General features: G+C 62.9%; 12 protein-coding genes, 1 other RNA gene and 2 pseudogenes. 3 read left to right on the top strand and 12 right to left on the bottom strand.

The window, feature by feature from the left end:
- Window positions 1–46 precede the first annotated feature (46 nt).
- From NKL04_RS04260 to NKL04_RS04240, 5 genes and pseudogenes are all read right to left on the bottom strand, one after another.
- Window positions 47–232 carry a DUF2065 domain-containing protein gene (locus NKL04_RS04260; RefSeq protein ID WP_023668333.1) on the bottom strand — a complete coding sequence of 62 codons (186 nt, stop codon included), beginning with the start codon at window positions 230–232 and terminating at the stop codon, window positions 47–49.
- Between the two features lie 4 nt (window positions 233–236).
- Window positions 237–1,193, bottom strand: coding sequence for a protease modulator HflC (gene hflC, locus NKL04_RS04255; protein ID WP_023703012.1), 957 nt, complete (start codon window positions 1,191–1,193; stop codon window positions 237–239).
- Window positions 1,193–2,301, bottom strand: a pseudogene (gene hflK / locus NKL04_RS04250) (FtsH protease activity modulator HflK). Before hflK ends, hflC begins: the two are co-directional and overlap by 1 nt.
- A gap of 145 nt (window positions 2,302–2,446) precedes the next feature.
- Window positions 2,447–2,965 (bottom strand): dihydrofolate reductase, encoded by a 519-nt coding sequence (locus NKL04_RS04245; RefSeq protein WP_023699580.1) that lies wholly within the window; start codon window positions 2,963–2,965, stop codon window positions 2,447–2,449.
- Window positions 2,965–3,981, bottom strand: a complete 1,017-nt coding sequence (locus NKL04_RS04240; protein ID WP_023699581.1) for a DUF4424 domain-containing protein — start codon at window positions 3,979–3,981, stop codon at window positions 2,965–2,967. Before NKL04_RS04240 ends, NKL04_RS04245 begins: the two co-directional genes overlap by 1 nt.
- A 147-nt stretch (window positions 3,982–4,128) precedes the next feature.
- On the opposite strand from NKL04_RS04240, the gene cobF reads away from it, so the two are divergent.
- Window positions 4,129–4,902, top strand: a complete 774-nt coding sequence (cobF, locus tag NKL04_RS04235; RefSeq protein ID WP_023667410.1) for a precorrin-6A synthase (deacetylating) — start codon at window positions 4,129–4,131, stop codon at window positions 4,900–4,902.
- Between the two features lie 202 nt (window positions 4,903–5,104).
- On the opposite strand, the gene NKL04_RS04230 is transcribed toward cobF, so the two are convergent.
- The 4 genes from NKL04_RS04230 to modA all read right to left on the bottom strand — a co-directional run bounded on the left by NKL04_RS04230 (window position 5,105) and on the right by modA (window position 8,139).
- Window positions 5,105–5,446: a winged helix-turn-helix domain-containing protein gene (locus tag NKL04_RS04230; protein WP_023667411.1), complete on the bottom strand. Its 342-nt coding sequence runs from the start codon at window positions 5,444–5,446 to the stop codon at window positions 5,105–5,107.
- Between the two features lie 69 nt (window positions 5,447–5,515).
- The gene (gene modC / locus NKL04_RS04225; RefSeq protein ID WP_023667412.1) at window positions 5,516–6,628 is read right to left on the bottom strand and encodes a molybdenum ABC transporter ATP-binding protein; all 1,113 of its coding nucleotides are present in this window, start codon (window positions 6,626–6,628) and stop codon (window positions 5,516–5,518) included.
- On the bottom strand, window positions 6,625–7,329 hold the full coding sequence (modB, locus tag NKL04_RS04220) for a molybdate ABC transporter permease subunit (protein WP_023682096.1): 705 nt from the start codon (window positions 7,327–7,329) through the stop codon (window positions 6,625–6,627). Before modB ends, modC begins: the two co-directional genes overlap by 4 nt.
- A gap of 15 nt (window positions 7,330–7,344) precedes the next feature.
- Entirely contained in the window at window positions 7,345–8,139 is a 795-nt protein-coding gene (gene modA, locus NKL04_RS04215) for a molybdate ABC transporter substrate-binding protein (RefSeq protein WP_155923189.1), read from the bottom strand.
- Between the two features lie 159 nt (window positions 8,140–8,298).
- Between modA and NKL04_RS04210 the strand changes: the two are divergent.
- Window positions 8,299–8,496 (top strand): annotated as a pseudogene (locus NKL04_RS04210) (TOBE domain-containing protein).
- A gap of 28 nt (window positions 8,497–8,524) precedes the next feature.
- On the opposite strand, the gene NKL04_RS04205 reads toward NKL04_RS04210, so the two are convergent.
- Window positions 8,525–9,319 (bottom strand): thymidylate synthase, encoded by a 795-nt coding sequence (locus NKL04_RS04205; protein ID WP_023699582.1) that lies wholly within the window; start codon window positions 9,317–9,319, stop codon window positions 8,525–8,527.
- A gap of 348 nt (window positions 9,320–9,667) precedes the next feature.
- On the bottom strand, window positions 9,668–9,979 hold the full coding sequence (locus tag NKL04_RS04200) for a DUF2853 family protein (RefSeq protein ID WP_023667416.1): 312 nt from the start codon (window positions 9,977–9,979) through the stop codon (window positions 9,668–9,670).
- Window positions 9,980–10,147: 168 nt separating this feature from the next.
- Here NKL04_RS04200 and ssrA point away from each other — a divergent pair.
- Window positions 10,148–10,506: a transfer-messenger RNA gene (gene ssrA, locus NKL04_RS04195) on the top strand.
- Window positions 10,507–10,673: 167 nt separating this feature from the next.
- Here the strand turns inward: ssrA and NKL04_RS04190 are convergent.
- A complete protein-coding gene (locus NKL04_RS04190) occupies window positions 10,674–11,879 on the bottom strand; it encodes a multidrug effflux MFS transporter (protein WP_023699583.1) in 1,206 nt (401 codons plus the stop codon).
- Window positions 11,880–11,890 lie beyond the last annotated feature (11 nt).

Below are 11,890 nucleotides of genomic sequence, written 5' to 3'. Positions count from 1 at the left end.
GACGGAAAACCGCTCACACTTTCCTGGAATTGCAGATCAGCGGTCCTCAGCCACGCACCAACCAGACGATGCCGACGCCGATGGCGATCGCCACCAGCCCGACGATGCGCAGCGCAATTTCCGGCGTCGACAGCACTTCGCCGGCAAGGCGTTTGGCAAGGCCGGGAAAGCCGCCATAGACGAGACCCTCTACGACGAGGACCAGGCCTATGGCCGCAAGGAAATCCTGCACCGCCCTACTGGGCGGGTGCAGGTTGTGCAGCCGGCGCGGCAGGTGCCGTCGCCGGAGCCGCAGGCGCCGCCGGCTTCGCGTCCGTCCCGTCCGGATTGCGGAAGAAGCGGAAGAACTCCAAGTTCGGCGACAGCACCATCGTCGTCCCGGAGTTGTCCAGCGCCGTGCCATAGGCATTCATCGACCGGTAGAAGTCGAAGAACGCCGGATCGCGTTTGTAGGCGTCGGCAAAGGTCGCGCTGCGCTGGGCTTCACCTTCACCACGCAGGATTTCCGATTCCTTGCGCGCTTCGGCGACGATTTCCACCACTTCGCGGTCGGCGCGGGCGGTGATGCGCTGCGCGGCCTCTTTGCCGCGTGCCCTCAGCCGTTCGGCCTCGGCCAAACGTTCGGCCTTCATGCGGTCGAAGGTCTGCTGCGAAACCTCGGCCGTCAGATCGGTTCGGCGGATGCGCACATCCTCGATCTGCAGGCCGAGCGAGGTGGCGTCGGGCCGAAGCTGATCGCGCACTTCGCGCATCATCACGGCCCGCTCTTCCGAAAGCGCCGCCTCGAAGTCGCGCAGACCGTAGACACGGCGCAGCGCCGCATCGAGACGCGTCCTCAGTCGTGCTTCGGCCAGTGTGATCTGGCCGGACACGGCTGAGCGGAACACCCGCGGATCCGAGATGCGGTACGCGATGAAAGCGTCGACCTCATAGAACTTGCCGCCCGAAACCTGGACGCGGATGTTATCGAGATCGAAGCGCAGCACCCTGTTTTCGATCAACTGCACGCTGTCGGCGTCGAAGAAGGCGAAAGGCGCCTTGAAATAGATGCCGGGTTCATTCTTGACGTCGACGATCTCGCCGAACCGCAGCACGAGCGCCTGCTGGCGCGCGTTGACCACGAAGACCGAGGAGTAGAGCAGGAACAGAAGCACGGCCGCGATGACCGCGATGATGGGAAGACGATTGGCCATCACTGGGCTCCTCCCGTGGTCGCAGGCGGCGGCGCCTTCGGTTGCAGTGCCGGCAGCGGCAGATAGGGAACGACCCCTTGCCCATTGCCCTGTTCGACGATCACCTTGTTGGAATCCTTCAGCACCTTCTCCATCGTTTCCAGATAAAGCCGCCGGCGCGTAACATCGGGCGCCTTGGCGTATTCGTCATAGACCGAGATGAAGCGCTGCGCCTCACCTTCGGCTTCCTGGACGACACGGTTCTTGTAGGCTGCCGCGTCCTCGCGGATCTGCGCCGCGGCGCCACGCGCCTGGCCAAGCTTCTGGTTGGAATACTGGTTGGCCTGCTCGACGAACTTGTCTTCGTCCTGCTCGGCGCGCTGCACTTCGTCGAACGCGTCGGCCACTTCACGCGGCGGCGCCGCGTCCTCGATCGAAACCGCGTTGACATTCAGGCCGGCCTTGTAGCCGTCCAGCGTCGTCTGGATGATTTCACGCACCGACGCGGCGATGCCCTGACGGTCGTCGCGGAAGATGTCCTGCGCCGGTCGCCGGCCAACCGCTTCGCGCATGGCGCTCTCTGCGACCTGCTGCAGCATGCCTTCGGGATCGGAGACGTCGAACAGATAGGCCCGGGGATCGGAGACCTGATAGGCCACCGAAAACTGCACGTTGACGATGTTCTGGTCGCCGGTAAGCATCAGCCCCGAGGAGTTGCCGCTCGTCGCGCCGCCACCACCGATATCGACGAGTTGTTCGGCGATGTTGGCCGTCTCGACGGTTTCGACCGGCCACCAATGGTAATGCAGACCCGGCTGCGACAGCTCCGCCTTCGGCTTGCCGAAGCGCAGCTCGACCGCAACCTCGTCCGGCTGCACGGTGTAGACCGCCTTGAACGCCCACAGCACGATCAGAGCCGCTGCGATCAGCGCAAAGACGGCCGGGCTGGCGCCGCCGCCACCGGGCAGCGCGCGCCGCAGCCGGTCCTGGCCGCGGCGGATGATGTCTTCGAGATCGGGAGGTGACCCCGGCGGGCCGCTGGGCCCCTTCGGTCCCTGCCCCAGGGTCCCTGATTGTTGCCGCCGCCGCCCCATGGGCCGCCGCCGCCGCTCTTGTCGTTCCAGGGCATGAATGTCCTTTCGCTTGGGATTCCCTCAGCGCCGACGTTGCGGCGCAAAATCCAGTTGTTCTTCTATAGGGACGCAGCGATGCGCTTTCAACGCGATCCGCTGCCGAGCATGTCCGTTTTGGACGTTCGCGACCCTTTTATCGTCTCAATGCACGCCGCGGCGTCGCTCGTAAACCGAATAGCGCGTCGCATGGCTGTCCTTTTCACCGGCCGGAACGTCCTTAGCGCTGACAAGGCGCCACAAATCCGGATCGATGTCGGGAAAATGCGCGTCGCCATCGACCGCCGCCAGCACATGGGTGACGTGCAGCCGGTCTGCCAGCGGCAGCGCCTGCGCATAGATCTCGCCGCCGCCGATGATGCAGATTTCGTCGACGCCGGCCATGCAACGCCCGCGCACCGTGGCCAGCTGGATCGCTGCCTCCAGCGAGTGCGCCACCTCTATGCCCTCGGCGCGCCAGGCCTTGTCGCGGGTCACCACGATGTTCAATCGGCCCGGCAGCGGCCGGCCGATGCCTTCATAAGTCTTGCGGCCCATGATGACGGGCTTGCCCATCGTATCGGCCTTGAAGCGCTTGAGATCGGTGGACAGCCGCCACGGTAAGCCGCCGTCGCGCCCGATGACGCCGTTCTGCGCAATGGCGACATAGATCGCGACGTCCATCAGTTGGCTCCCCCGGCGCCGTCATCCGACGGCTCCAAAAGCAATATGTCGATGTTGTGCTCGGGATAGAGATCCTGCGCCGCCGTCTCGAAGGTCGTCGGCCCGACCTTCTTGACATTGTCGCCGCAAAACGAGATCAGCGCTTTCGGATTGCCCTTGTCGACGGTTAGCTTGAACTTGCCGATGCTGCCATTGGCCCAGTTGCCGCCGGTGGTCAGGATATAGGCTATGCGGTTCTCGTAAAAATGCGGATAACCGTCGGCCTTGGCGGCCTGCCGCACCGCATTCTCGAAGCTGTCGTCCATGCAGTAGCGGGTCTTGTAGGTCGTGTACTGGCTGCCCTCGGTGAACTTGCCGTCATAGAAGAAACTCACCGATGACGTGCCGCCGACGCTCGGTTTGTAGCGGTGCGAGACGTGGACATCCTTGTTGGCCGGAAATATCGCGCGCCACCAATAGGTCGAGCGCAACTGCCACCACGGCGTATAGACCTTGTTCGCCTCGGTACCGTCGCTGCCCGTATCCTCGATGATGATGCCGCGGTTTTCCCAATCCTCGGCGACCGTTTTCGGCAGCTTCGCCAGGGCCGCCTTGGCCGCATCGCCGAACGGATTGAACGGCACGTTCTGCGCCTTCAGATCGGCGCCGATATCGATGCCGACAGCGAACACTTTCTGCTCGAGCTGCGGCTTTGCCGGCGCTCCGTCGATCGTCACCTCGAAGCCAAGGAAATTGTCGCTCTGGTTTTCCGGGATGGCCGGCATTTCCTCCGGATTGCCTTCGATGTCCGGCAGCGGAAAAGCGACGATGGCATTTACATCCTTGTCGGTGTTGTTGTGGAAGACGTAGTCGACCGTGATCTTTTCCGGCGAGATATAGAGATCCTCGCTTTGCATCGACACTGCGTCGCTACGCGACAGGATCAGGCCACCTGTGCCGAGTTCGGCGGTCGTATCATTGGCCAGCGCGGGCACGGCAAAAAGCGCCAGCGCTACGGACAGAACATATTGCAACATCGAAGCCCCTCGCCAAGAATGCCGCGACCCTAGCCGTTTCAATGTGGCGTTTCAAAGCCTTCCGTCTCCCAGCAGGACGCCACAGTGTCTGGACACGCCAATCGGCGGTCTGGACTAACAGGTTTCGATCGGGCAGGAGTTCGCGTCATGCGCAAGCTTCTCGTCATCGGCATCGGCGCCGGCAATCCCGACCATATGACCGTGCAGGCCATATCAGGCCTAAACCGGGCGGACGTCCTGTTTATCCCCGACAAGGGGGCGAAGAAGAACGACCTTGCCGAATTGCGCCGCCATATCTGCGACCGTTTCGTCAGCAATCCGAAATCGCGCCGCGTCGAGTTCGACGTGCCGGTGCGCGCCGAGCCGGCGCCTTCCTATCGCTCGACCGTCGATGACTGGCACGAGGCCATTGCCCAGATCTATGAGAGCCTAGTCCGCGACGAACTTGCCGAGGACGGCTGCGGCGCCTTCCTGATCTGGGGCGACCCCTCGCTCTATGACAGCGCGCTACGCATCCTCGCGCGCGTACGACTGAGGGGCAATGTCGCATTCGAACTGGAGGTCATTCCCGGCATCACCGCCGTCCAGGCGCTAGCCGCCGGCCACAAGATGGCGCTGAACCGCATCGGCGACCCCGTGCTGATCACCACCGGCCGCCGCCTCGCCGAACAAGGCATGCCGCACAATGCCGGCAGCGCCGTGGTCATGCTCGACGGCAAATGCGCCTTCAACACGCTGGCAGACAAGGATCTGATCATCCATTGGGGCGCCTATCTCGGCACACCGGACGAGATCATCGTTTCCGGTCGCCTGGGTGATGTCGGCGAGGAGATTGAGAGGACGAGAGAAGAAGCCCGGAAAAGAAAGGGCTGGATCATGGACACCTATCTGCTGCGTAAAGCAGGAGAGCCCGAGGAATAGCGCGCTCAAAGGTCGAGTTCCTTCGCGCCCCCCTCTGTCCTGCCGGACATCTCCCCCTCTAGTGGGGAGATTGGCCGTCACGGAGGATTTCGCCAATCGCCTAACAGATTAGCGCCCGTCTACGGGCTAGCTGATCTCCCCCCTTGCGGGGGAGATGTCCGGCAGGACAGAGGGGGGTGTGACGGATCGCAAGCTTCAACCCTCACCCAGCATCGATCTCCGCCTGCAAGGCGTCCATATGCGTGGCCGCCGCTGCCGCCGCAGCGCGCTCGATAGCGCGAAAACGGCTGACAACTGCAAGGCCAACTGAGGTCAGCTGTGCGCCGCCACCCTTTTTGCCGCCGGTCTGCGCCGCGACCAGTGGCTTGCCGAACACACGGTTCATATCTTCCACCAGATCCCAGGCGTGCTTGTAGGACATCTCCATGCCGCGTGCCGCAGCCGAGATCGAGCCGAAAGTGGCGATCTGCTCCAGCAATTCGATCTTGCCCGGACCTATGCGCCCGTCCGGATCGAGATTTATCCGCAGGCTCAGCGACGGCATCTCTTGTCCTCCACGGTCACACTAGCCCCTCTCGACCCATAGCGCTATTCCAAAACGATATAGCGGCTATCAGCCATCCGCTTCGGCCGGCAGCCCGGCGCCGGTGTTGGCACGGTCGAAACTGACCGTCTTGATCACCGCGAACACCTTGCCGCCGAGTTGAAGGTTCAGTACCTGCCTGGATTGTTCGGTGATGCGCGCAAGCACGGTTGCGCCATTGCAGTCGATGCCGATTTCGACCGTCGGCCCCTCGCCCGAGCCGATTGCGACGATGGCGCCCGGCAGGATGTTGAGCGCACTGAGACCTTTCGGCTGTTCGGTGGCGATCATCACGTCGCGGGCGCGGATTCGGATGCGCACAGGCGCGCCGACCGAGACCGCCAATTGCGGCACCCGGATTTCCCCCGCCGCCGAGCCGAGCACGGTCATCCCGAAGATCTCGTCATGGCGCAGCACCTTGGTGTCGAGAACCGCGCCGCCCTCGCCGCGTTCCTCCGTCGGCAGCAATTCGAGCCGTTGCATGATCGCGCCGGTCGGGCCTGAGGCAGCGACCTTGCCTTGCGCCATCACCACCACGTCGCTGGCCAGCCGCGCCACCTCGGCGACGGAGTGGCTGACATATACGATGGGCAGCTTGGTCTCGTCGCGCAGCCGCTCGATATAGGGCAGGATCTCGGCTTTGCGCGCATCGTCGAGCGAGGCCAGCGGCTCGTCCATCAACAGCAGTTTCGGGCTGGCAAGCAGCGCCCGGCCGATCGCCACGCGCTGCTTCTCGCCGCCCGAGAGCTTTGCCGGTCGCCGGTCGAGCAGAGGACCGATGCCGAGCAGTTCGACGACCGCGTCGACATCCGCATAGCGCTCCGCCGGTGGCGTGAACCAGCGGCCATAGCGCAGATTGCCGGCCACGCTCATATGCGGAAACAGCCGCGCGTCCTGGAACACCATGCCGATCCGGCGCTTGTGCTTCGGCACGAAAATGCCGGCATCGGTGTCGACCAGCACACAGCCGTCGACCGCGATACGGCCCTTGGTCGGCCGGATCAGGCCGGCGATCACGTTGATCAGCGTCGTCTTGCCGGAGCCCGATGGCCCGAACAGCGCCGTCAGCCGCCCGGCGCTTTCGAAACGCGCGTCGACGGCGAAACCGCCGAGCCGATGGCTGATGTCCACCAGCACGCTCATTCGATGTCCATCCGCCGGCCGACGCGCCGCGCCAGCACTTCCGAGGCGACCAATGCGGCCATCGAGATGACGATGGAGATCAGCGTCAGCCTGAGTGCCCCGTCATCGCCGCCAGGCACCTGCGTGAAGGTGTAGATCGCCGAAGGCAGCGTCTGCGTCTCGTTGGGAATGTTGGAGACGAAGGTGATTGTGGCGCCGAACTCGCCCATCGCCTTGGCGAAGGACAGGATCGAGCCGGCGATCAGCCCGGGCAGGATCAGCGGCAGCGTGATGGTGGCGAAGACCCAGAGCGGGTTGGCGCCGAGCGTTCCCGCCGCTGCCTCCATTTTGCGGTCGACCGCCTCGATCGACAGCCGGATCGCCCGCACCATCAGGGGAAAGCCCATGATACCGCAGGCCAGTGCGGCGCCGGTCCAGCGAAACGAGAAGACGATGCCGAAATGCTCGGCCAGGAACGCTCCCGCCGGCCCGCGCCGGCCGAAGGTAAGCAGCAAGAGATAACCTGTCACCACCGGCGGCAGGATCAACGGCAGGTGAACCACACCGTTGAGCAGCGTCTTGCCCCAGAATTTTCCGCGGGCCAGCAAAAGCGCCATCAAGATGCCCGGCGGCAGGCTGAACAGCATCGCCACCGTCGCCACCTTGATCGACAGCCGGACCGCATTCCATTCGTCGGGAGTGAGGTCCAGCAGCCAGTTCATGCGTCAGCCGCTACCTTAATTGCTCGGCGTGAGCACGGTGAAACCCTGATCCCTAAACAGCTCCACCGCCTTGGCGGACTGCAGGCACTTCAGGAAAGCCGGGGTATCCTTGTCCTTCGAATCGGTGGTCTGGGCAACCGGATAGATGATCGGCGGGTGCGAATCCTCCGGGAAGGTGCCGACCACCTTGACTCCCTTGTCGGCATGCGCGTCGGTGGCATAGACGATGCCGAGCGCGGCCTCGCCCGTTGAAACCAGCTTCAGCGCGGCGCGCACATTCTCGGCCTGCGCCACCTTGCCTTCGACCGACGACCAGACGCCGAGCGATTCAAGTGCCGCCTTGCCATACTTGCCGGCCGGCACCGCCTTGACGTCGCCCATGGCGAGCTTGCCGTCGCTGATCAGCTTGGCGAGGTCGAAGCCTTTCTCGATCCTGGTTTCGACCTTGGAATCCTTCGGCGCCACCAGCACGATCTGGTTGCCGAGCAGTTTCACCTCGGTGTCCGGCTTGGTCAGTTTCTTGTCGGAGAGATATTTCATCCAGTCGAGGTCGGCCGAGATGAACACATCGGCGGGCGCCCCGCTTTCGATCTGCTTGGCCAGCGCCGAGCTCGCGGCGTAGGAGACGGTCGCCGCTTCACCGACATCGGCTTCGCAGGCCTTGGTGACGGCGTCGAGCCCGTCCTTGAGGCTGGCTGCGGCAAACACGATCACCTTGTCTCCCGCGTGAGCCGCCGGCATCACGGCCATCAGAGCTACGGCAAAGCCGCCAATCGCGATCGCCCTCAAACCAAAACCTTTGTGCCCCAACATGAAGACTCTCCCTGGGCTTGAAATCTGCTGGCTCGACTCCTGCCGACCGATATATCTGGATGAATATAACAAGGGAAGGCCGCCTCCTGCGAAAGCGTATGTTCGGCATCGATTATTCTGGTTTGGACGTGCACCGAAACCCGGAAAGGAACTCCGATGAAGATCAGCGCCCGCAACATCCTCAAGGGAACGATCGTCGAGATCGTCAAAGCACCTCGCCTGTCCGCGGTGATGTCGCCGGCTCCGTCGTCACGCTTCGATCACCAACGAGGCCGTTGCCGATCTCAAGCTCGAAAAAGGCAAGCAGCCTATGCCATGATCAAGGCAACCGACGTCATGGTCGACATCGATTGAGGGTCGGAATTGATTGACGGTGGACGGATCAGACCGCGATCGGCGCCTTGATCGACGCGTCGGCAAAATAGTTTTCCAGCCGGAAATCCTCGAAGCGGAAGGCGAACAGGTCCTTCACCTCCGGATTGATCCACAGCGTCGGCAGCGCCTTGGGTGTGCGCCGCAATTGCTCGCGCGCCTGCTCGAAATGGTTGGAATAGAGATGCGCATCGCCCAGCGTATGGACGAACTCGCCGGGCTTCAGCCCGGTCACCTGCGCCACCATCAGGGTCAGCAGCGCGTAGGAAGCGATGTTGAAGGGTACGCCGAGAAAAATGTCGGCCGAGCGCTGGTAGAGCTGGCAGGACAGCTTGCCGTCCGAGACGTAGAACTGGAACAGGCAGTGGCAGGGCGGCAGCGCCATCGCCTCCACTTCGGCCGGGTTCCACGCCGAAACGATCAGCCGGCGTGAATTCGGATTCCTGCGTATCTCCTTCAGAACATTGGCAATCTGGTCGATCGACCCGCCATGGCCATCCGGCCAAGAGCGCCACTGCTTGCCATAGACAGGGCCGAGGTCGCCATTCTCGTCGGCCCACTCGTCCCAGATCGAAACGCCATGATCTCTAAGGTATTTGATGTTGGTGTCGCCGGCCAGGAACCACAGGAGTTCATGGATGATCGACTTCAGATGCAGCTTCTTGGTCGTGGTGATGGGAAAGCCGTGCGACAGGTCGAAGCGCATCTGGTAGCCGAACACCCCACGCGTGCCGGTGCCCGTGCGGTCGCCACGATCGGCGCCATTGTCCAGCACATGCTGCAAAAGGTCGAGATACTGGCGCATCGGCTTCGCCTCGATTCGGGATTGTCGGCATCATAGCCGACTGGCCGCCGGCCGAACACAGCAAAAGGACCAGAACGCGGCTTGCCCCATCACTCTTCAAGGGTTAGCGCTGCCCCTCACCTGCCTGCCGGCATCCTCTCCCCGTATAGGGACGTGGAGAGGGGCGCTGTGATCAGCGGTTTCGCCAATCACAAGCGTTCGAGAGAGAGAGAGAGAGAGCCAAGGCTGCGGTCAGCCCTTTCTCCCCGTCACTATACGGGGAGAAATGCCCGGCAGGCAATGTGGGGCGGTGCTGACCTCCGGTGAGGAGCAAAATCAAACGCGCGCTCTGCCTATCGGCAATAATCTCTACAAAGAGCCGAGCTTGCCCAGATTCTTGGCGACCAGATAGTAGAAAGTCACGCGGCTCTTGAAGCTGTCGGCGGCCAACGCCTTGCAGGTCTTCTCGATCGCTGAGTCGGCTTTCGCCCCGTCGGTCACGCCGAGTTTCTTGGCAACCCAGTTGGTCTTGACGCGCTCCAATTCCTTGGGGTCGGTGCAGGATACCAGCGAGGAATCGCGGTTGCGCAGCGCGATGCCCAGATGTTTCACAATCTTGGCAACCACATCGGCATTTGCGGCGGCGTCGTATTTCTTCACGTCTGCGAGATAATCGGCCATCAAATTTCCCCATGTCGGCGCCACGGGATCCGATCGATGAGGGCTGTGGCGCGCTGCCGCAACTTGTGCGCTCGGTCGATACTCCTCACCATCGCAAAGCTTCGGTTGAGACCGCGCGCGAGTCAACCCTCGGCGCCGCAGTTTGGTGCGGCCAAGAAGTGTCATTGCGGCCTTTCATTTTGTGCGCCCGCCCCCTATATTCGTTTTGTCGGCTTGACCGACTATGGCGATAAATGGGCGATGTAATAAGCCGTTCGGACCCGGGGGCGGTACCCGGCGCCTCCACCAAGAACCGCTCTGTGATCAGAGCGGCTGTTGCTGGGGGCGAAATAGGATCGACGAAGGTGTAAAGATCGTACTTTTGCCCGGCATGGTACCACCGTCATCGGGCTAAACCTGTAGTTGCAAATGACAACTATGCGGAAGCACGTCTCGCCGCGTAAGCGGTGCGATAGCTTCAAATCAAGCCCTAGAGGTTCGCACTTCTAGGCGGGGTTCGGAGGTACCTGGCAACAGAAACCTCCACTTCTCCCCCTCGACATCGTTCTCGCAACGCCGGCTGCCGCTTTCGGCTATCAACTGGTTTAATTGCCCGCTGGCGTCGGTCGAAGGCCGTGGTTCTGGCCGGGGCCGGATTACCCCAGACGTGAAAAAGGCCGGGATGACCCGGCCTTTCCGGTCGATTGCGGTCAGCTTACTCGGCCGGCGCTTCAACGGCTTCGCGCGAGCGGCCGAGCGTCAGTTTGGCCAGCGTGAACGAGATCACCGCGCAGAGCGTGATGCCGGCCACCATGGGCAGCGGGGTGCCGTCGAAGAAGATGCCGGCGACGCCCATCGCCAGCGCACCGATGGCGAAGTGCAGCGTGCCCATCAGCGCCGAGGCCGTGCCGGCGATCTCGCCATGCTCTTCCATGGCCAGCACCGACGTCGTCGGGATGACCAGGCCGAGGAAGCCGTAGCCGACGAACAGCAGTGCCGCCATCACATCGAGCCGGTCGACGCCGGTCGCCATCACTGCGAACAGCACCACCATCGTCGTGGCATAGCCGGTCACCGCCACCCAGACGACGCGCTTCAGCCCGAAGCGCTCCGACAGCAGTCCCGTCAGCTGCGACATGCCGATGAAGGCGACCGCATTGATCGAGAAGAACACGCTGTAGACGGAAGGCGACAGCCCGTAATGGTCGATCAGAATGAAGGACGAACTCGAGAGGTAGACGAAGAAGCTGGCGATGCCGAAGCCGGCGATCGCCACCAGGCCGAGGAAATTGCGGTCATCCATGAGGAAGCGATAGCCGGCGAGTGCGGTTCCGAAGGAGGAACCGACGCGTTCTTCCGCCGGCCGCGTCTCCTTCAGCGAGGTCGCCAGCAGAATGGTGGCCAGCAGGGCCGCGCCCGTCACCGTCCAGAATACGGCGCGCCAGCCGAAATTCTCGATGATCTGGCTGCCGGTCAGCGGCGCCAGGATCGGCGACACCGAAAACACCAGCATCAGCAGCGACATCAGCTTGGCGGCTTCGGTGCCGGTGTGCAGGTCGCGCACGATGGCGCGCGGCACCGCCATGCCGGCGCTGGCGCCCAGTCCCTGCAGAAAGCGGAAGGCGATCAGCCATTCGATGGTCGGGCTCATGGCCGAACCGATGCCGCCGACCATGAACAGCGCAAGGCCGCCGTAAAGCGGCAGCTTGCGGCCGACCATGTCGGAGATCGGTCCGACGACGATCTGGCCGAAGCCCATCGACAGGAAGAAGATCAAAAGGCTCATCTGAACGGCGGCGGTGCCGGCATGCAGATCCTCGCCGATCGAAGGCAACGCCGGCAGATACATGTCGATGGCGAAGGGGCCGATAGCGGACAACAGGCCGAGCACGACCGCGATGCGGAGGAATTTGGGACTCATGATAAAGGCTT

Origin of the sequence: Mesorhizobium sp. C264A, from assembly GCF_040324515.1 — a bacterium.
Lineage (GTDB): Bacteria > Pseudomonadota > Alphaproteobacteria > Rhizobiales > Rhizobiaceae > Mesorhizobium.
Note: the sequence above shows the minus strand (reverse complement) of the source record. Positions and strands in the feature narration are given on the sequence as shown.

What these genes read in the sequence shown, in the direction of transcription:
- NKL04_RS04240 (WP_023699581.1), bottom strand. Translation starts at nt 3,981, where the DNA reads ATGTTGCAATATGTTCTGTCCGTAGCGCTGGCGCTTTTTGCCGTGCCC.
- modC (WP_023667412.1), bottom strand. Translation starts at nt 6,628, where the DNA reads ATGAGCGTGCTGGTGGACATCAGCCATCGGCTCGGCGGTTTCGCCGTC.
- NKL04_RS04205 (WP_023699582.1), bottom strand. Translation starts at nt 9,319, where the DNA reads ATGCGCCAGTATCTCGACCTTTTGCAGCATGTGCTGGACAATGGCGCC.
- NKL04_RS04245 (WP_023699580.1), bottom strand. Translation starts at nt 2,965, where the DNA reads ATGGACGTCGCGATCTATGTCGCCATTGCGCAGAACGGCGTCATCGGG.
- NKL04_RS04200 (WP_023667416.1), bottom strand. Translation starts at nt 9,979, where the DNA reads ATGGCCGATTATCTCGCAGACGTGAAGAAATACGACGCCGCCGCAAAT.
- cobF (WP_023667410.1), top strand. Translation starts at nt 4,129, where the DNA reads ATGCGCAAGCTTCTCGTCATCGGCATCGGCGCCGGCAATCCCGACCAT.
- NKL04_RS04230 (WP_023667411.1), bottom strand. Translation starts at nt 5,446, where the DNA reads ATGCCGTCGCTGAGCCTGCGGATAAATCTCGATCCGGACGGGCGCATA.
- hflC (WP_023703012.1), bottom strand. Translation starts at nt 1,193, where the DNA reads ATGGCCAATCGTCTTCCCATCATCGCGGTCATCGCGGCCGTGCTTCTG.
- NKL04_RS04190 (WP_023699583.1), bottom strand. Translation starts at nt 11,879, where the DNA reads ATGAGTCCCAAATTCCTCCGCATCGCGGTCGTGCTCGGCCTGTTGTCC.
- modB (WP_023682096.1), bottom strand. Translation starts at nt 7,329, where the DNA reads ATGAACTGGCTGCTGGACCTCACTCCCGACGAATGGAATGCGGTCCGG.